At 60.6% G+C, this 19,134-nt stretch carries 20 protein-coding genes; 8 read left to right on the forward strand and 12 right to left on the reverse strand.

What is annotated here, in order from left to right; genetic code table 11:
* Window positions 1-12: 12 nt before the first annotated feature.
* The 4 genes from NKG95_RS06040 (at window position 13) to minE (ending at window position 3,071) form a co-directional block, all read left to right on the forward strand.
* Entirely contained in the window at window positions 13-1,014 is a 1,002-nt protein-coding gene (locus NKG95_RS06040) for a substrate-binding domain-containing protein (RefSeq protein WP_031194494.1), read from the forward strand.
* 233 nt (window positions 1,015-1,247) lie between these two features.
* On the forward strand, window positions 1,248-1,967 hold the full coding sequence (minC, locus tag NKG95_RS06045; RefSeq protein WP_353040188.1) for a septum site-determining protein MinC: 720 nt from the start codon (window positions 1,248-1,250) through the stop codon (window positions 1,965-1,967).
* Between the two features lie 19 nt (window positions 1,968-1,986).
* A complete protein-coding gene (minD, locus tag NKG95_RS06050) occupies window positions 1,987-2,802 on the forward strand; it encodes a septum site-determining protein MinD (RefSeq protein ID WP_353040189.1) in 816 nt (271 codons plus the stop codon).
* Window positions 2,799-3,071, forward strand: coding sequence for a cell division topological specificity factor MinE (gene minE / locus NKG95_RS06055; RefSeq protein WP_023720709.1), 273 nt, complete (start codon window positions 2,799-2,801; stop codon window positions 3,069-3,071). The genes minD and minE overlap by 4 nt, the downstream gene beginning before the upstream one ends.
* 181 nt (window positions 3,072-3,252) lie before the next feature.
* Here the strand turns inward: minE and NKG95_RS06060 are convergent, their stop codons facing one another.
* The 7 genes from NKG95_RS06060 to NKG95_RS06090 form a co-directional block, all read right to left on the reverse strand.
* A complete protein-coding gene (locus NKG95_RS06060) occupies window positions 3,253-4,572 on the reverse strand; it encodes an ABC transporter substrate-binding protein (RefSeq protein WP_023720710.1) in 1,320 nt (439 codons plus the stop codon).
* A 95-nt stretch (window positions 4,573-4,667) separates the two neighbouring features.
* Window positions 4,668-5,516, reverse strand: a complete 849-nt coding sequence (locus tag NKG95_RS06065) for a carbohydrate ABC transporter permease (protein ID WP_352484059.1) — start codon at window positions 5,514-5,516, stop codon at window positions 4,668-4,670.
* Window positions 5,513-6,430, reverse strand: a complete 918-nt coding sequence (locus NKG95_RS06070) for a carbohydrate ABC transporter permease (protein ID WP_051409714.1) — start codon at window positions 6,428-6,430, stop codon at window positions 5,513-5,515. The genes NKG95_RS06065 and NKG95_RS06070 overlap by 4 nt, the downstream gene beginning before the upstream one ends.
* Before the next feature lie 19 nt (window positions 6,431-6,449).
* On the reverse strand, window positions 6,450-7,541 hold the full coding sequence (locus NKG95_RS06075) for an ABC transporter ATP-binding protein (protein ID WP_023720713.1): 1,092 nt from the start codon (window positions 7,539-7,541) through the stop codon (window positions 6,450-6,452).
* 50 nt (window positions 7,542-7,591) lie between these two features.
* Window positions 7,592-9,103 carry an arabinosylfuranosidase ArfA gene (gene arfA / locus NKG95_RS06080; protein ID WP_353040190.1) on the reverse strand — a complete coding sequence of 504 codons (1,512 nt, stop codon included), beginning with the start codon at window positions 9,101-9,103 and terminating at the stop codon, window positions 7,592-7,594.
* Window positions 9,104-9,121: 18 nt separating this feature from the next.
* A complete protein-coding gene (locus NKG95_RS06085) occupies window positions 9,122-9,283 on the reverse strand; it encodes a hypothetical protein (protein WP_352844719.1) in 162 nt (53 codons plus the stop codon).
* Between the two features lie 4 nt (window positions 9,284-9,287).
* Entirely contained in the window at window positions 9,288-10,214 is a 927-nt protein-coding gene (locus NKG95_RS06090; protein WP_352494491.1) for an ArsR/SmtB family transcription factor, read from the reverse strand.
* A gap of 247 nt (window positions 10,215-10,461) precedes the next feature.
* Here NKG95_RS06090 and NKG95_RS06095 point away from each other — a divergent pair, with 247 nt between their 5' ends.
* From NKG95_RS06095 to NKG95_RS06110, 4 genes are read left to right on the forward strand one after another with little or no spacing between them, the layout of a single operon-like run.
* Window positions 10,462-11,340: an ABC transporter permease gene (locus NKG95_RS06095; RefSeq protein ID WP_023718528.1), complete on the forward strand. Its 879-nt coding sequence runs from the start codon at window positions 10,462-10,464 to the stop codon at window positions 11,338-11,340.
* Entirely contained in the window at window positions 11,337-12,158 is an 822-nt protein-coding gene (locus tag NKG95_RS06100) for an ABC transporter permease (protein ID WP_023718529.1), read from the forward strand. Before NKG95_RS06095 ends, NKG95_RS06100 begins: the two co-directional genes overlap by 4 nt.
* 22 nt (window positions 12,159-12,180) lie before the next feature.
* Window positions 12,181-13,323 (forward strand): extracellular solute-binding protein, encoded by a 1,143-nt coding sequence (locus NKG95_RS06105; protein ID WP_352484610.1) that lies wholly within the window; start codon window positions 12,181-12,183, stop codon window positions 13,321-13,323.
* Window positions 13,316-14,488: an ABC transporter ATP-binding protein gene (locus NKG95_RS06110; RefSeq protein WP_353040191.1), complete on the forward strand. Its 1,173-nt coding sequence runs from the start codon at window positions 13,316-13,318 to the stop codon at window positions 14,486-14,488. The genes NKG95_RS06105 and NKG95_RS06110 overlap by 8 nt, the downstream gene beginning before the upstream one ends.
* A gap of 20 nt (window positions 14,489-14,508) precedes the next feature.
* Here NKG95_RS06110 and NKG95_RS06115 read toward each other — a convergent pair whose 3' ends face one another.
* From NKG95_RS06115 to NKG95_RS06135, 5 genes are read right to left on the reverse strand one after another with little or no spacing between them, the layout of a single operon-like run.
* Window positions 14,509-15,486, reverse strand: a complete 978-nt coding sequence (locus NKG95_RS06115) for a branched-chain amino acid ABC transporter permease (protein ID WP_353040192.1) — start codon at window positions 15,484-15,486, stop codon at window positions 14,509-14,511.
* Window position 15,487: 1 nt separating this feature from the next.
* Window positions 15,488-16,375, reverse strand: coding sequence for a branched-chain amino acid ABC transporter permease (locus tag NKG95_RS06120; RefSeq protein WP_031193840.1), 888 nt, complete (start codon window positions 16,373-16,375; stop codon window positions 15,488-15,490).
* Window positions 16,376-16,382: 7 nt separating this feature from the next.
* The gene (locus NKG95_RS06125; RefSeq protein ID WP_352856500.1) at window positions 16,383-17,093 is read right to left on the reverse strand and encodes an ABC transporter ATP-binding protein; all 711 of its coding nucleotides are present in this window, start codon (window positions 17,091-17,093) and stop codon (window positions 16,383-16,385) included.
* Window positions 17,086-17,859 carry an ABC transporter ATP-binding protein gene (locus NKG95_RS06130; protein WP_353040193.1) on the reverse strand — a complete coding sequence of 258 codons (774 nt, stop codon included), beginning with the start codon at window positions 17,857-17,859 and terminating at the stop codon, window positions 17,086-17,088. Before NKG95_RS06130 ends, NKG95_RS06125 begins: the two co-directional genes overlap by 8 nt.
* 11 nt (window positions 17,860-17,870) lie before the next feature.
* Window positions 17,871-19,079 carry an ABC transporter substrate-binding protein gene (locus NKG95_RS06135; protein ID WP_352856504.1) on the reverse strand — a complete coding sequence of 403 codons (1,209 nt, stop codon included), beginning with the start codon at window positions 19,077-19,079 and terminating at the stop codon, window positions 17,871-17,873.
* Between the last annotated feature and the right edge of the window lie 55 nt (window positions 19,080-19,134).

Here is a 19,134-nt window from a genome sequence, read left to right on the forward strand (position 1 = left end):
AAGGAAACAACCATGGTTATCAGGAGCACACGCAATAGCAGACAAAGGGCCTGGCAAACGTGTCTGCTTGCCGGGACCTTTCTCGCAGCCGCCGGAGGGGCTCAAGCTGCGGAACCATTGGTCAAGGCTTGCTCCAAGACCGGCGAATTCGTAATCGGCTTTTCTCAGGCCAACAATGCCGAGCCGTATCGCCAGCACGTCAATGACGAACTCACCGCCGCCGCCAAGGCAGTGTCCCAGTTCACCTTGCAGATCGCCGATGGCGCCGGCAGCGTGAACACCCAGACCTCACAGGTCGACAATTTCATCACCCAGAAGGTCGACCTGCTGCTGATATCGCCCTTCGAAGCATCGCCGCTGACGCCGGCGGTGAAGCGGGCCATGGAGGCCGGCATCCCCGTCATCGAGCTCGACCGCAAGACGGTTGGCGATCCGGGCAAGGACTACACGGCTTTTATTGGCGGCGACAATTACAAGATCGCCTTCGAAGCCGGCAAATACACCGCCACGAAACTGCTTCCTGACGGCGGTGAAGTTGCCGTTCTGGAAGGGCTGCCCAGTTCGACCCCTGCCGTGGAACGGCTCAACGGCTTCAAGGACGGCGTCAAGGAGAACGACAAGATCAAGGTCGTCGCTGAGCAGGCGGCGGACTGGCTGCCGGACAAGGCACAGACGGCGTTCGCAGCCATGCTTCAGGCCAATCCCGATATCAAGATGGTCTACGCCAGCAACGACATGATGGCCGCCGGAGCGCGCCTTGCCGCCAAGGGCGCCGGCAAGGAAGGGCAGATCAAGATCATCGGCACCGACGGATTGCCAGGTCCTGCCGGCGGCATCCGGGCCGTTGCCGAAGGCGAATGGGCTGCAACCTTCACTTATCCGACGGGCGCCAAGGAGGCGATCGATATGGCAAAGTCGGTTCTTCTCGATTGCGCCACATCCGTCGAGCCGACGGTCACAGTTGCAACGACGGCGATCACGCCGGAAAACGCCAAGCAGATGATGGGTAACTGACAAAAGTGCCATGGCGATTGCGGTGCGGAGGTCGAATGGCACCTCCGCACCGTCGCAACGCCTCATTTCCGCCCATCGGCCGGTCTTCGGCAACGGCGAGGGTCTCCAGGGTCCAATCAGATCGACCGTCGGTGCGCTCCGAAACAGCAAGAATGGAAGCCTCGGAAGGCCGCCATTAACTGTTCGTTAACCATGCCGGGCTAGCCTTAACCAATCAGTAAGGAGTCGCCTCTGTGACCTGCGTCGCTCCCATCCAAAACAAGTCCATACGCTTTCGAGCGCGCTCGTTTGTAGCCTTCACCCTCACCCCTGAGGCCCCGTTGGGGGAATGGCTGCAAAGCCTGGATCACTGGACCGAAAACTCTCCCGGCTTCTTTGCCGGTCGCCCGGTCGTGCTCGACCTGAATATGCTCAAGCCCGAGGCGGGCGAGATCGAAGATCTGGTCTCACAGCTCGCGGAGCGCGGGATTCGCATCTACGCGATCGAGGCGGACGGCAATGTTGGTCTCGATGCTGATCTGCCGCCGCTCCTCGTTGGCGCCAAGGAGGCCACCGCTGACGCGCTTTACGTGCAGCCGGACCCAAAAGCCGCCGCTGAGGCCAAGACGAAAGAGCCGCAGGCGCCGAACTCATTGATGATCAAGGCACCGATCCGCTCCGGCCAGTCGATCTTTCACCCCGATGGCGATGTGGTCATTGTCGGCTCCGTCAGTTCCGGTTCCGAAATCATCGCCGGGGGGTCGATCCACGTCTACGGCACGCTGCGTGGGCGTGCGTTCGCCGGCGCCACGGGAAATTCCGCGGCTCGTATCTTTTGCCGGAAAAATGAAGCCGAACTTCTGGCGGTAGACGGCTGGTACCGCACCGCCGAGGAGATGGACGCCTCCTCGCGAGGAAGGCCGGTACAGGCCTTTCTCGAGGACGGCGCACTTTGCGTCGCACCGCTCAACTAACAACATTGGAGGCACAAATATGGGCAAGGTAGTGGTTGTCACATCCGGCAAAGGGGGTGTCGGCAAGACGACCTCGACGGCCGCTCTCGGCGCCGCGGTCGCGAAAACCGGCAAGCGGGTGGCCCTCGTCGACTTCGATGTCGGCCTGCGCAATCTCGATCTGATCATGGGCGCCGAGCGGCGCGTGGTTTTCGATATCGTCAACGTCATTCAGGGAACTGCCAAGCTTTCGCAGGCGCTGATCCGTGACAAGCGGCTCGACACGCTGTTCCTGCTGCCGGCCTCGCAAACGCGCGACAAGGATGCCCTCACCGAGGAAGGCATCGCCGATGTCATCGACAAGCTGCGATCGGTTTTCGACTACGTCTTCTGCGACAGCCCCGCCGGCATAGAGCGCGGCGCGCAACTTGCCATGCGCTTTGCCGACGAGGCGGTAATCGTGACCAACCCGGAAGTGAGCTCGGTCCGCGATTCCGATCGCATTATCGGCCTGCTCGACTCCAGGACGATGAAAGCCGAGCAAGGTGAATCGATTGCCAAACACGTCCTCGTCACGCGCTACGACGCTGCCCGCGCTGCCCGCGGCGAGATGCTCAGCATTGATGACGTTCTCGAGATCCTGTCCACGCCTCTGCTGGGAATAATTCCCGAGAGCCAGGACGTGCTGCGCGCATCCAATGTGGGCGCGCCGGTTACGCTCAGCGAAAACACCAACCCCGCCGCACGCGCCTATATCGACGCGGCAAGAAGACTCGAGGGCGAGGACCTGCCGGTCGTTCTGCCTTTCGAGCGGAGGGGCCTCCTCGACCGGCTGTTGGGAAGGAGGGCAGCATGAACCTGCTCGATATCTTCAAGCGCCGCGGCAGCGCGCCCGTGGCGCGCGAGCGCTTGCAACTGCTGTTGGCTTACGAGCGTCGAAGCCGCAACCAGCCCGATCTCGTCTCCGTGTTGCGCGAGGAGATCATGGCGGTGATCGCCCGGCATGTTCAGGTCGACCAGGATTTCCTGCAGGTGAGCATGGATCACGGCGAAACGACGTCGAGATTGGAGATCGACATCCAGATCCCCAACAAGATCGCAATGCCCATGGCCGCGGCGTTCTAGCGGAATCCTCCAGTCAGGGCTCGCGTCGGCTGCTGCCGAGGTTGCGGCGCCGTGATTGGCGTGTTCGACCCGGTCGCCACGGGCAAGTCACGCAATAACCACTGCAACCACCGCCTCACCAAAACCCCGCGGCCGTTTCCAGCCGCGGGGGCGCCTTGGGAGGGCCTTTCGAAACCCGTGGTCAAATGTTGGCGAGCAATTCGTTGACGCGGCTTTCCATGTCGGCAAGGGCGGTGTCGACGTCCTTCTGGCCACTGATTGCTGCACTCATCTCTTCGCCGATAATGTCCTGGATCGCAAACTGGCGCTGTACGGCCGACGGCAGCGGCTTGCCGAGGTCGGCGACCGCAGAGATCGTGTTGCGATGCGGCAGGGCCTTGAAGGCGTCCGAGGTGATGACGGCCTTGTAGGCGGGCAGGTGACCGGTGCGCGACCACTCAAAGTCGTTGTCGGCGAAGAACTTCAGGAATTTGCCGATGGCCGCGATCTGTTCAGGCGTGCGGTCTTTCTGCGACACGGCCCAGGTGTGGCCGTCGGCATATTGCGCGTGGGTGCCGCCAAACAGCTGCGGATACGGATAAACCGCATAGCCGCCCTTGTTGAGCGCCGTACCCTTGGTTTCGGACTGGGCGTTGTAATCGCCGACCACCCAGGTGCCGTTGAGGTGGACGCCACCCTCGCCGGCAAGGAAGGCATTGATCGAGCCGCCATAATCGAGGTCCTTGGTGGTGTAGCCCTTCTCGAAGATCGCCTTGTACATCTCGACGACCTTCTTGGCTTCCGGCGTATTCAACTTCACATGCTTCGGATCGGCAAAGAAATCGGAATCCTGCTGGAAAAGATAAGTGTAGAGATTGCGTGTGTAGAGCGCAGTCTCATTGGTCAGGTTCTGGACGAAATAAGGCTTGCCCGTCTTCTGCTTGAACTGTTCGGCCTGGGCGAGCAGTTCCTCGGGCGACTTTGGAAAAATCGGCGTGCCGTCGGCACTGACGAGGCCGGCTTGTTTGAAAAGATCCATGTTGACATGATAGAGCATCGTCCAGCTGTCGATCGGCAGGCCATAGATCTTGCTGTCTTTGGTGGCGCCATTGCGCGCCGCGTCGGTGAAGGCGTCGGGTGTCACGCCGACTGACTTCAAGAGATCGTCGAGCGGCATCAACAGGCCCTTCGACTGATAATCCGACAGTACGGATTCATGGATCGTGACGATGTCCGGAGCGTCGCCTGAAGCGAACTGCGCGGTCAGCTGATCGTAGCCGGGCCATTCCACGGTGGTGACGTTGACGTGGACATCGGGATTGTCGGCGTTGAACTTGTTGATCAGCGAGGTGATGATTCCGCATTCGCCAACGGCTTTGGTGGGATCGGTGTTGGTGCCGAAATCGGCATCGCAGGCGCCGAAAAAGCGCTGCACGCTCAGTTCCGTGGCCGCGAAGCTTGGATTTGCGAGCATCATTGCGCCCGCAGAGACTGCGGCAAACAGCATTTTCTTCAGTTTCATATCAGTTCCTCCTACTGAGTTTCCGCCGCTCCACCCTGGATTGGCCTTCGTGCTTCAATCGCTGCGCATTCCCCCCGGCCGTCAGGCAATCTTCGTTATCTCACCGCAGCGCCGGAGACCGCCGTGACGATGTATTTCTGGAAAAACAGGTAGACGATCAGGATCGGTGCACCGGCAAACACCGCCTGCGCCATCAGGAAGCCGATGCCTTCGGACTGGGCGAAGTTGGTCTGCGTCGAGGCCATGCCGACCGTCAGCGTGAACATGTCCTTCCTCGTTGCCGAAATCAGCGGCCAGAAATAATCGTTCCACGCGCCGAGAAAGGTAAAGATGCCGAGCGTTGCCTGCGCAGGCAGCGTGAGCGGCAGAAGCACCTTCCAGAAAATCCTGAGCCGGCTGGCGTTATCGAGCATGGCGGCTTCGTCCAACTCCTTCGGGATGGCTTTGAAATACTGGGTCATCAGGAAGACGCCGAACGGAGCCGAAAGGCCCGGCAGAATGAGCCCTTGATAGGTGTTGTGGAACTTCAGCATGCTGAAGATCTGGTGACGGGCGACGAGCACGGCCTGCTCCGGGACCGCCAGGCCGAACAGCACGATCACGAACAGCACGTCTCGGCCGGGGAAATTCAGCCGTGCAAAGCCGTAGCCGGCGAGCGACGACAGGATCAAGGTGCCGAGCGTCAATCCGCCCGAGACGATGATGCTGTTGCGCACCCAGATGAACACCGACGAGGTGCCGACCGTGTTGATGTAGTTCTTCAGCGTATAGGGCGCGTGAAACACCGAATTCGGATCTGCCATCAGCTCCGCATTGTCCTTAAGTGACAGGCCGATGACCCACAGAACCGGCGCGATCATGACGATCGAAAGCAGGAGGACCAGGGCCAATAACAAATGGTCGCCAAATGCCCGTCCCTTGATGGAAGCGGCTGGAGCGCTCATGCCTGGTCTCCCCTGCTGCGTGTCACCAGGTACTGGGCCATGGCCGCGATCAGGATGAGGATGAACAGGATTTCCGATGCAGCGGCGCCCAGGCCGAGATCCCAGCGGCGGAATGCGGTGTCGTATATGTAGAGCACGATCGGCTTGGTCAGGTTGTTCGGACCGCCCCGCGTCATCAGCCAAGCCTGGCCGAACAGCTGGAATTGCAGCACGATCTGGATAATGATCACCAGGATGAAGGTCCGCTTGATCGACGGCAGCGTGATCGAGCGTAGCGTCTGCCAGCGATTGGCATTGTCCAGCGCCGCCGCCTCGTAGATATCCTGCGGAATCTGCTGGAGCGCCGAGAGAAAGAGCATCATCGGCAGGCCGATGCACCACCAGATGGTGGCAATGGCGATGCCGACCATCGCCAGGTTGGGATCGGAAATGAAAGCCGGCGCGGTCGCGCCGAACCATCCGTAGATCGTCGACAACAGGCCGACATTCGGAATGAAGACGATGCGCCAGATCAGCGTGACGATGGTGACCGACAGCACCGACGAGGAAAAGAACAGCGTCCGCAAAACCGCAGCAGTGCGCGTCCGGCGATTGAGGCAAAGCGCCAGGAAAAGACCGATCAGCGCCAGCGTCGGCACCGTCAGCAGCACGAAGTAGAAGGTGTTCCAGATCGATTGCAGGAAGACCTTGTCGTGATACAGCCTGACGTAATTGCCGAAACCGACAAAATTTCCGGACGAGAACGTGTCGGCCTTGTGGAAACTCAGCCACATCCCCCAGAGCAGCGGGAAGAGCAGCAGCGTCGTGAAGAAGAACAAGAATGGCGCAACGAAAATGAAGTTTCGCCATTGCGGCGCATAGATGTCGGCGGTCGGCGTTCTGGCGCCGACAGCAAGCGTCGCGGTCGGGGACATCGCCAGCCGGTCAACCATCTCAGGCCTCCCTCGCATGCCAGGCGCGGCCGGTCTCATTGAACAGATGCGATTTCTGGCCGTCGAAGGCGAGCCCGATCCTGTCGCCGACGGCGACGCGACTGTTGCCGGCATCGGAACCGACTATCTGCTGGCCATCGCCCAGCCGCGCGTAGATCAGGGTGCGTTCGCCGAGCCGCTCGAGCACATCGACCACGCCATCGGCATTGCCCTGTCCGGCGGCAACGATACGGACGTCTTCCGAACGGATGCCGAAAGTGTACTTGCCATCGGTCAATTGGCTGGAGGCGATCTCGGTCTGCACCGAGATGCCGTCCGCAAACCTGGCCGTGGCGTTCTCGCCGGATTTGTTGAGCGTCGCATCAACGAAGTTCATCGCCGGCGCACCGACGAACCCTGCGACGAATTTGGTCGCCGGACGCTCGTAGATCTCCATCGGAGTGCCGATCTGATCGATCTTGCGATTGTTCATGACGACGATGCGGTCGGCGAGCGTCATTGCCTCGACCTGGTCGTGGGTGACGAAGATCATCGTCGACTGCAGGCGCTGATGAAGCTGGGCAAGTTCGATGCGGGTGCGGGTGCGCAACGCCGCATCGAGATTGGAGAGCGGCTCGTCGAACAGGAACGCCTTCGGCTCCTTGACGATCGCACGGCCGATGGCGACGCGCTGGCGCTGACCGCCGGAGAGCTGGCCCGGCTTGCGATCGAGCAAATGCGGCATTTCGAGGATGCGGGCGGCTTCGTTGATGCGCGCCTCGATGACCTTGCCTGGAACGCCGATATTCGCAAGCCCGAAGGCCATGTTGTCGCGCACCGTCATATGCGGATAAAGCGCATAGGACTGGAACACCATGGCAATGCCGCGCTTGCCCGGCGGCAGATGATCGATGCGCTCATTGTTGATGGCAATCTCGCCGCTATCGACAGCTTCGAGACCGGCAATCATTCGAAGAAGCGTCGATTTTCCGCAACCGGACGGCCCCAGGAACACGATGAATTCGCGTGCCCTTATGGAGAGCGACAGATGATCCAGCACCGTCATGGCACCGAACTGCTTGCTCACGTTTCTGATCTCGATATCGGCCGTCACGTCGACGCTCCTCCTCAGCGCTTGCGCTTGTCTCGATGATCCGCCTGAACTCAGAGCCTCAGGCGAATGACCTGGTAGGAATAGGCCGGCAGCGACAGGCTCAGCTTGCCGCCGGCGAGTGAGGCGCCCTCACCCTTCCTTGGGCCGACATTGCCTGGGTTCTCGGCCGAATTGACGGCTTTCAGATCGGCGTGCGCCACGACCCGGTGATCGACGATTTCCGCTGCGCCGAAGCCGGTGAGGTCGACCACTGTTTCGATTGCCTCGCTCGAATGGCGGTTGACGGCGAAGAAGGTGACGTGGCCGGTCTTCGTGTCGTGCACGCCGGCAATGTCGACGTAGGCGACGTCGCCCGCAACGGTGGATTTATAGGTCGGGCTTTCCACCTTGAGATCCAGCGCATTGCCGCGGCCGTAGTTAGAAGCAAACAGATAGGGATAAAAAATCGTCTGCCGCCATGCCGGGCCATTCGGAACGGTCATGATCGGCGCGATGACGTTGACCAGTTGTGCCAGGCAGGCGATCTTGACGACATCGGAACGGCGGATGAAGGTGTTGAGGATCAGGCCGACCTGCAGCACATCCTCGAAATTATAGATGTCTTCGAGCAACGGCGGGGCGAATGGCCAGCCGTCGCTGCCGCCGAGGATTTTCTTGTCCTGCTCCTTGGAATGGTACCAGACGTTCCATTCGTCGAACGAGATGTAGACCTGCTTGTTGGAGCGCTTCTTGGCCTTGATATAGTCGATGACGCCGGCGACCGAGACAATGTAGTCGTCGAGCTTTTCGCTCATGGCGAGATAGTTCGAAGCGTCGTTGGCTTCGTTGTCGAAATACATGTGCAGCGAGATGTAGTCGACCTCGTTGTAGGTATGGTCGAGAACCGTCGCTTCCCATTCAGGGTAGGTCGGCATCTTGGCATTCGAAGAGCCGCAGACCACCAACTCGAGCGACTTGGAGAAGGCGCGCATTGCCTTGGCCGTCTCATGCGCTAAGCGGCCATACTCGTCCGCGGTCTTGTGGCCGATCTGCCAGGGGCCGTCCATTTCATTGCCGAGGCACCAGAGCTTGACGTCGAAGGGCTCCTTGCGGCCATTGGCGATGCGCTTGTCGCTCCATTTACTGCCGCCGGGATGGTTGGCGTACTCCAGAAGGTTGCGGACTTCGTCAAGGCCGCGCGAGCCGAGATTGACGGCAAGCATCATCTCGGTGTTGGCGGAGGTGCACCAATCGGCAAATTCGTGCAGGCCGACTTCGTTGCTTTCCGACGTATGCCAGGCGAGGTCGAGCCGCACCGGGCGCTCTTCCTTGGGGCCGATGCCGTCTTCCCAATTGTAGGCGGAGACGAAATTGCCGCCGGGATAGCGGACGATCGGAACATTGAGTTCCCTGACGAGATCGATGACGTCCTGACGCATGCCATTGGCATCCGCCGTCGGATGGCCTGGCTCGTAGATGCCAGTATAAACTGCCCGCCCGAGATGCTCGATGAAGGATCCGTAGAGCCTCGGATCGATTTCCGAGACAACATAATGCGGATGTGCCGTAACGGCTGCCTTCATGCATTCCTCCCATCGATATCACAAACGATGATTTAAATCATCTTGCCCGATATCAAAGAGGAATTGGCAGCCCTTCGTCAAGCCAAAATAGCCAAAAGTAGGACAATTAGACGAAGGTTTTGGCTCAGCAGAAAGCCAGTTCATTGAAATTGCTGCGTTATCTTCAGAACCCGGTTTCATGATATCAACCAGTTTTGATCCGGAGCAGGATGTCCTGATCGTAATTTCCAAAGCCCTTGCCGAAAATGTTGATCCCGCCAGGGCGCTTGGCGTCGTCCTTGACGCCGATACGGACGCGGATTGAATGATGGCTCTTCAGATCGAGTGCGGCGAGGCCGGTTTCGGAAATCCTGAGGCCGTCGACATAGGTGCCGTCATTGGCAATTCGCCAGTTCTTGAGCTTGCCGTATTGCGAACCCTTGAGTTTCCACCAGGACGGCGTGAAGACGCCGCGCTTGTCGCCGAAATCCCCCGGCGACGTCCAGGTGCCGACATCGACGCCATTGATCGTCAGCGTGATGTCCGAGGGCCAATCGGCGCTGGTGCCCGGCACTTCCGAAGACAGCTCTATCGCCACTTCGAGCTCGGTGATCTCGGCATTGGCGAGCTTGGCATTATTGGGAAACTGGTATTCGACAAAACCGCGGGTGAACCACAACAGCCCGGCTTTCATACGATCCGGATCGAGGAAAGTGTTCGGTACATCGAGCAAGCCGATGATGCCGTCCGGCGAACAAAGGCCGCAGGGCGCGGTAACCTCGAAGCCGGTGTAAAGCCCGATCGGCATCGACACTTCGATCGCGTCGTTCTTGACCGCACGATATTCGCTCTTGAACACGACGAGCACTTCTTCGGCCGTCGGATAACAGATTTTCTGGCTGCCTTTCTTCGCTTTCAGGTTCTCGGTGCGGATCAGCCCCGCATCCTCCAGCACCTGGATGTTGGTCGAGACGGTCGACTGCGGCAGCGACAGCACGGCGGCGATTTCGTTGACATTCATCGGCCCCTTCTCATGCAGCAGTTTCAGCATCGAGATACGCGCCGAGGAGGCAAGCCCCTTGAGCACGGCAATGCCTTCCTCAGGTTCAATCACCAGAAAATTGCGACTCATAAAATGCCCGGGCCCATGCCAAATCTATATCCGAAATTATCCTGTATATCGGGATATCTGATTTAATCAATGCGCAGGCGAACCCGAGCAATTTGTTAAATCCAGCAGGGCGACGGTCGCGCGGTGGCCCTGCACAGAATTTGTGCAGGAGCCATATGCAGAGTGGACACCTGAACGCCGATCGCCCAATCTAGTCCGGAGCCGAGCCCGGTGATGGCGGCTTGGACATGAAGTGGTTGGACGGGTCGTGACCAAAGGGTGGAAATTATATGATCAGCGACTGGCCTGGGTCCTCGTCGCGCCCGTGCTTTTGCTGCTTACCCTGCTTCTGCTGCTGCCGATCGCGATGATGACTGTCTACACGTTTTTCACCTTCGTTACCGCTGGGGTGGAGTCGGCGGTGCTGACCTTCGACAACTGGAAGGAATTCCTCACCGACAGCTACTATCACGGCTTTCTTTGGAAGACCGTTCGCGTCGGCGCCATCACCGCTGTGATCTGCGCGATCCTTGGCTATTTCCCCGCCTATTTCATCTGGGCCACGACTTTCAAGCACAAATGGCTGCTGCTGTTGCTGCTCATCGTGCCGTTCTGGATCAGCTTCACCATCCGGACATTCTCGTGGATCCACATTCTCGGCGAACAGGGGCTGATCAACGTCGTGCTCATCCGGCTGGGGGTCATCAACGAGCCGTTGCCGATGCTCTACACCGAGGGCGCCGTCATCATGGGGCTGCTGCATTTTCTGCTGCCCTACATGATCCTGAACGTCTATGTCAGCCTGGAGGGCATCGACCGCACCTTGATCGCCGCCGCCCGCTCGATGGGCTGCACCAGCGCACAGGCGTTCCGCGAAGTGACCCTGCCGCTGTCGATTCCGGGGCTGGGCGCCGGACTGTTGCTCTGCTTCGTGCTGGCGGCCGGCTCCTATGTGACGCCGCAATTGCTCGGGGGAAGCCGCGACGCGCTGTTCGGCAACCTGATCTACGACACCATCATGGGGCAGCTCAACTGGCCGATGGGCGCCACGCTTTCCATCGTCCTGTTCGTTCTGCTCGGTGCGGCCGCGGCCGCCTACAGCCGCTATATGGGCCTGTCGCAGATCATGAAGGGTCTCAGTGCATGAGAGCGGAGCATCCCGATCGCGAAGGCAGATGGGCGTGGCGGCTAACCGGCGCGATCACGGTGTGCGTCTATGTCTTCATGTTCGCGCCGATCCTCGCCACGGTCGTGCTTTCCTTCAACGCCTCGATGTTTGGCGGCTTTCCCCTCACCGGCTTCAGCCTGCGCTGGTACGAGAAGCTGCTCACCAACGGGCCGGTCCTCGATGCCTTCCGGACATCGATGTGGATTGCCCTGGTGACGGCAACGGTGACGACGCTGCTCGGCATCATGGCGGCATTGGCGCTGGTGCGCTTCGAGTTCCGTGGCAAGCAGGCGATCAACACGCTTGTCATTCTTCCCGCGCTGGTCCCCGAGACGATACTGGGCGTCGGCCTGCTGGTCATGATCAAAGCCGTCGACCAACCGCGCAGCATGACGCTTCTGGTGCTCGGCCACATTCTGCTCACGCTCCCCTACGTGGTGCTGATCGTTCAGGCGCGCATGGTCGGCATTAAACGTTCCTATGAGGAGGCGGCACTGTCGCTCGGGGCGCCGCGTGTGTCGACATTCCGCGAGATCACGCTGCCGCTGCTCATTCCCGCAGTGCTTGCCAGCGTGCTGCTCGCCTTCACCATCTCGTTCGACAACACCTCGGCCAGCCTGTTCTGGCGACCGGCGGGCGTCGAGACCATGCCGACGCAAATCCTCTCGATGCTGAAGATCTCGATCAGCCCCGAGGTGAACGCGCTGGGCACTGTCATGATCCTTTTGACGGTCGGCATTCCCTTGGCTGGTGGGCTCATCCTGCAAAGCCTCACCTGGTTCAAGGCAGGCAAGTGAAAATGAAAATGGGAGAATGAAAATGAAACTGACAACCACCAAACGACTGGAACGGCTCAACGAACGCTATGCCAATGGCGACATCAGCCGGCGATCATTCCTGACGCTGACGGCCGCCGCTGCCGCCGCCACCGGGCTTTCCATGCCCTGGATGGGACGCGCGCTGGCCGCGGTTTCGGAAGTGCGCTTCGACGGATGGGGCGGCGTGGTGCAGGAGGCGATCGATAAGTACGCGTTCCAGCCCTACACCGCCAAGTCCAAGGTCAAGGTCGTCCAGGGCACCTTTGGCGACGAGAACGAGATCATCACCAAGATCAAGACGTCGAAGCCGGGCGACTTCCAGATCGTCCATTCTTCCGGCGTCAACTACTACATCAAATACGTCAATGGCGGCTTCAACTCGGAGATCAATGAGGCGAACATTCCGAACATGGCGAATGTGCTGACCGCCATGATCGAGCCGTTCCGCAAGATCACGCCGAAGCTGTCGGCAGTGCCATATGATTACGGCACCACCGGCATCGCCTACAACAACAAGGTCATCTCGCCGGAGGAAGCCAAGGAAAAGGGCGCCAACCTGCTTACCGACAAGAAATATGCCGGCAAGGTCGGCGGCTACGCCGATATGACGACGCGCGTCTGGTATGCGGCGCTGCAGACGAAACAGGACCCCAACAACATCCAGGACATGGATGCGGTCTGGGCCAAGGTTCGCGAGACCCGCGACCTGGCCAAGAAGTTCTGGAGTTCCGGCGCGGAACTGATGGACCTCCTGTCGCGCAACGAAATCGTCGTTACCGATGCCTGGTCCGGACGCGTCGCCGCCCTGCAGCAGCAGGGCCAGCCGATCGGCTATCTCGACCCCGCCGGCTCATACGCATGGATGGAGGACATGCTGGTGCTCAAGGGATCGCCGATGGCCGAATGCGAGGAACTGATCAACTTCATGCTGGATCCGGCCACGTCGATCGCTGTCGCGGAAGGCCAGAATTATCCACCCTCGCTTGATCCGACCAAGGTGAAGCTGACCGACAAGATCGCAGCGCTTCCGGCCTTCGACCCGACCGGATCGATGAAGTCGCTGACCTTCGCCGATCCGCTCTACTGGGCGAAGAACGAAGACGCCTGGACCAAGCAATGGGACAGGGTGTCGAAAGGTGCATGACGATAACAGCCACGATCAGCCCCGGCCGGCATCGGCCGGGGCTGATCGCGACCCGCTCGCTCGGGGCGAAAGCCAGCCGACAGGAAAGCCTGCGGTCGAGTTTCGCGACATCGATATTTTCTACGGCAAGTTCGCCGCCGTGCGCGATTTTTCACTGGCGATCCGCAAGGGCAGTTTCGTCACCTTGCTGGGGCCGTCCGGATGCGGCAAGACCACGATCCTGCGATCGATCGCCGGCCTGGTGGATATCACCAGCGGGCAGATCTCGATCGGCGGAAAGCGCGTCGACGACATCCCGATCTACAAGCGCAACATCGGCCTGGTGTTCCAGAACTACGCGCTCTTTCCACACAAGAACGTCTTCGACAACGTCGCATTCGGGCTGAAATACCGGAACGTGCCGAAACCGGAAATCGTGCGCCGGGTCAAGAAGGCGCTGGATATGGTGCGGCTGCCCGGCGGTGAGACAAAGCTGCCGTCACAGCTCTCGGGCGGCCAGCAGCAACGCATCGCACTGGCCCGCGCCATCGTCTTCGAACCGGAAGTGCTGCTGCTAGACGAGCCCTTGTCGGCGCTCGACGCCAATATGCGCGAGGACATGCGCGTCGAGATCAAGAAAATCCAGCGGGAGACGGGCATCACCGCCATCTTTGTGACGCACGACCAGGAAGAAGCCTTGTCGATGTCCGACCGCATCGTCGTGATGAACGCCGGCCTGATCGAGCAGATCGGTTCCCCCGCGCAGGTCTACGACCAGCCGGCCACCGCATTCGTCGCCAATTTCCTGGGTAAGGCCAACATGCTGCCCGGCAGCGTGACGGCGATGGACGGCAAGATGGCGACGATCGCGCTGGCCAGCGGCCATGTCGTAAAGGCGGCCGCACCGAAGGCGCTCACGGCCGGCAGCGCGATCACCGTCGTCGTTCGCCCGCAGAAGCTTACCGTCGGCACCGCCGGTGCTGCCAACAGGCTGTCGGGACGAATAGTCTCGACCTCCTATCTCGGCGGCAATGCGGTCTACGAGATCGACATCGGCGCTGGCACGCCGGTGCGCGCCAACACGCTGATCGACGGCCAGCCGCTGCGTGAGGGCGAAACGGTCGATGTCTGCTTCGACCCGCTGAGCTGCGTGCTTCTCGACGCGCAAGGCGTACGCATCGCGTAGCGAGGCGGCGCTGAGCCATTTCAGTCTTTCGCGTCACCTTTTGGCCCGAGAAACCGCGCATAGACCTCACCGACAATACCGCGCCGGAAAACCAGCACACAGACCATGAAGGTCAGGCCGGTGGCGATGGTCACCGGAAAATTCGAGGTGGCGAGCGTGTTTTCCAGGCCGACGACCAGACTGGCGCCGATGATCGGCCCGACCATGGTGCCGATGCCGCCGAGGAGCGTCATCAGGATCACCTCGCCCGACATCTGCCAGGTGACGTCGGTGAGCGTGGCAAACTGGAAAACAATCGCCTTGAGCGCGCCGGCCAGCCCGGCCAATGTTGCCGACATGACGAAAGCCGCCAGCTTGTAGTAGGCGACGGAATAGCCAAGCGAAATCGCCCGGCTCTCGTTTTCGCGGATGGAACGCAGGATCATGCCGAAAGGCGAGTTGATGATGCGCCAGATGGCGAACACGCCGATCAGGAAGACCGCCAGAACGAAATAGTAGATGTTCATCGAGACGTTCAGGTCGAGCATTCCAAACAGCCTGCCGCGCGGCACGCCCTGGATGCCGTCCTCACCTCCGGTGAACGGCGCCTGCACGCAGAAAAAGAAGAACATCTGCGACAGCGCCAGCGTGATCATGGCGAAATAGATGCCTTGCCGGCGGATGGCAAAGAAGCCCATCACAAGGCCAAGCAGCGCGGCACCCAGGACGCCGAGCAGGATGCCCGCTTCCGGCGGCCAGCCCCAGACCTTGACCGCATATGCGCTGAAGTAGGCCGCCCCGCCGAAGAACGTCGCATGGCCGAAGGACAACAACCCGGTGTAGCCGATCAGAAGGTTGAACGCGCAGGCAAACAGCGCAAAGCACAGCATTTTCATCAGGAAGATCGGATAGACGAAGAAAGGCGCCACCAGCAGCGCCAGAATGCCGAGCCCCACCAGCGTCCATTCAAGCCATACCGAACTTTTGGCGCGCGTCTCGCGAAGTGAGAGTTCGGCCATCTCAGACGTCCCTTCCGAACAGGCCGGCTGGCCGGACCAGAAGCACGATCGCCATGATGACGAAGACCACCAGATTGGAGGCTTCGGGATAGAAAACCTTGGTCAGGCCTTCGGCGAGCCCAAGCATGTAACCGGTGACGATCGCCCCGAGGATCGATCCCATGCCGCCGACCACGACAACGGCGAACACGACGATGATGAGATCAGATCCCATCAGCGGGCTTACCTGATAGATCGGCGCAGCGAGAACGCCGGCGAGACCGGCAAGAGCGCAGCCGAGGCCGTAGGTAAGGGTCAGCAGCAACGGCACGTTGACGCCGAAAGCCTGGACCAGGCGGGGGTTCTCCGTTGCCGCGCGCAGATAGGAGCCCAGCTTGGTCTTCTCGATCAGCACCCAGGTGCCGAAACAGACGATCATCGAGGCGACCACCACCCAGCCGCGGTAATTTGGCAGGAACATGAAGCCGAGATTGGTGCCGCCGGAGAGCAGCGGCGGCACGGAATAAGGACTTCCCGATACCCCATAGTAGTAACGGAACACGCCTTCGAGCACGAGCGCGAGGCCAAAGGTGAAAAGTAGACCGTAAAGCGGGTCGATATCGTAAAGCCGCGACAGCGCCAGGCGCTCGACCACGACACCGAAGCCGCCGACGATCAGCGGCGATAGGATCAGAGCTGGCCAATAGCCGATGCCGAACCGGGTGAGCAGCAGATAGCCGATGAAGGCGCCGAGCATATAGAGCGCACCGTGGGCGAAATTGATGACACGCAACAGGCCGAATATGACGGCCAGGCCGAGGCTCAACATTGCGTAGAAAGAGCCGTTGATGAGGCCGACCAGCAATTGGCCGAGGAATGCCTGAACGGGTATTCCGAAGATCATCGTCATGGCGCCATCATACACCCAGCACTTCATGCAGCAGCGTCATGCGATCCGGAAGTTCGCCGACCGGAAAGCCCGCCACCACCTTGCCGTGCTCCATCAGATAGAAACGATCGGTGACACGGCTGGCAAAGCGGAAATTCTGCTCGACCAGCAGGATTGTCATGCCGCGCTTTTTCATCGTCGCCAGCAGATCGCCGATGCGCTGCACGATAACGGGAGCCAGTCCCTCGGTCGGTTCATCGAGAAGCAGCATTTTCACGCCGGTCCGCAGCATGCGCGCGATCGCCAGCATCTGCTGTTCGCCGCCCGACAGCCTGGTGCCGGGGCTGTTGCGGCGCTCCTTCAGATTGGGGAAGAGATCGAATATTTCCTCCACGCTCATGCCGCCCTCGGCTACGATCGGCGGCAGGACCAGATTCTCGTCCACGGTCAGCGTCGCGAAGATGCCGCGTTCCTCCGGCACCAGGCCAATGCCTTGATGCGCCGTCCGGTGCAGTGGCAGGCGCATCAGATCCTTGCCGTCGAAAGCAATCTGGCCGGTCCGCTGGCGGATCAGCCCGATAATGGCGCGCAATGTCGTGGTCTTGCCGACGCCGTTGCGGCCCAGCAATGTCACCGTTTCACCTGGAAAGACCTCCAGATCGACGCCGTGAAGCGCATGGCTTTCGCCATACCAGGCGTTGAGGCCGCGGACTGCGAGAAGAGGCGCGGCGTCACTCATCGGCGGTGCCCATATAGGCGATCCTCACCCGTTCGTCGCGACTGACCGTGGCATAGTCGCCGGCGGCAAGGATTTCGCCGCGCTGCATGACGGTTATCCAGTCGCAAAGATCGGCTACAACAGTCAGATTGTGCTCGACCATCAGCACGGCGCGATCCCTGGCGACCGAGCGGATGATGTCTGAAACCGTGCGCACATCCTCATGCCCCATGCCGGCCATCGGCTCGTCGAGCAGCAGCACTTTCGGGTCGAGCGCCAGCGTCGTGGCGATATCGAGCACGCGTTTCCTACCATAGGAGAGATCGGCGGCGGGCCTGTTCTTGGCATCGTCGAGGCCAACAGACCGCAAAAGCTCCTCGGCGCGCGGCGTCAATCGATCGAGCGCTGCCAGCGAGCGCCAGAACTGAACGCTGAGCCCGCCCGGCCGCTGCAGCGCAACGCGCACATTGTCGAGCACGCTGAGATGCGGAAACACCGCCGATATCTGGAACGAGCGCACCAGGCCCATCCGCGCGACCTTGGCCGGCGACGTGCGGGTGATGTCGTGGCCGAGCAGTTCGATCCTGCCGCTCGTCGGCGGCAGGAACTTGGTAAGCAGGTTGAAGACGGTGGTCTTGCCGGCGCCGTTGGGCCCGATCAGCGCGTGGATGTTGCCATGGTAGAGGTCGAGATCGACATTCCTCACCGCGACGAAACCGGCGAAGTCGCGCCGCAGGCCCCGGGCGGAAAGCACCACCCGCGGCCCATTCGGTTCGGGCGGCGCCATCGGCCCGCCAATCACTCGCCGGCCGTGGGACAGCCGCTTTCCTTGGGGCTCAGGAACGCCTCGTTACCGGGGATCGTGGCAAGGGGTTTGTAATAGTCCCATTCCTTGGTGCTCTCGCTCGGCGACTTGACCTGATAAAGATACATATCGTGGACCATGTTGCCGTCGGACTGCACTTTGCCGTTCGCCGTAAAGACGTCGTTCACCGGCATCGAATGCAATTCCTTGGCGACGGCTTCAGTCGCGTCGGTGCCGGCCTTGTCGATCGCCTTCAGATACTGCGTCACTGCCGAGTAGGTGGCGACCTGGATCATGTTCGGCATGCGGTTGGTGCGCTTGAAAAACTGCTGGGCGAACTCGCGGCTCTTGTCATCGCGATCCCAGTAGAAGCCTTCGGTCAGCACCACGCCTTGCGCTGCCTCGAGGCCGAGCCCATGCACCTCGGCCAGCGTGAACAGAAGCGCTGCAAGCCGCTGACCGCCCTGCACGATACCGAACTCGGCCGCCTGCTTGATCGAGTTGGAGGTGTCGAGGCCGGCGTTCGCCAGCCCGACGACCTTGGCGCCCGACGATTGCGCCTGCAGCAGGAAGGATGAATAATCGGTCGAGCCGAGCGGATAGCGCACCTCGCCAACCACCTTGCCGCCATGGCTCTCGACGAACTTGGCGGTCTGCTCCTTGAGCGAATAGCCGAATGCATAATCGACGGTGACGAAGAACCAGCTGTCGCCGCCTTGCTGGACAAGAGCGCCACCGGTTCCTACCGCCTGCGAATGCGTGTCATAGGCCCAGTGGAAGCCATAGGGCGAGCATTGTTTGCCGGTCAGCTCGGTGGTCGCGGCGCCGGTGACGATGTCGATTTTCTTCTTTTCCTTGGAAATCCCCTGGACGGCCAGCGCCACCGAGGAGGTGGTCAGTTCCATGATGGAATCGACCTGTTCGGTATCATACCACTGCCGCGCAATGTTGGAGGCGATGTCCGGCTTGTTCTGGTGGTCGGCGCTGACGATCTCGATCGGCGCGCCTTGTACCTTGCCGCCGAAATCCTCGACCGCCATCTTGGCGGCCTCGACCGACCACTTGCCGCCGAAATCGGCATAGACGCCCGACTGGTCGTTGAGAATGCCGATCTTGACCTTGCCGTCAGAAATCTCGGCGGCTGCGGCAGGCATCGCAGTCGCTGCAAGAAGCGCGGCCGAGGCCAGGTACGATATCTTCATTGGTGACTTCCTCCCTTATGGTCGACAACCGAGCAACATGTCGGCGGCTGCCTGC

Source organism: Mesorhizobium sp. M1423, from assembly GCF_040317575.1.
GTDB lineage: Bacteria > Pseudomonadota > Alphaproteobacteria > Rhizobiales > Rhizobiaceae > Mesorhizobium.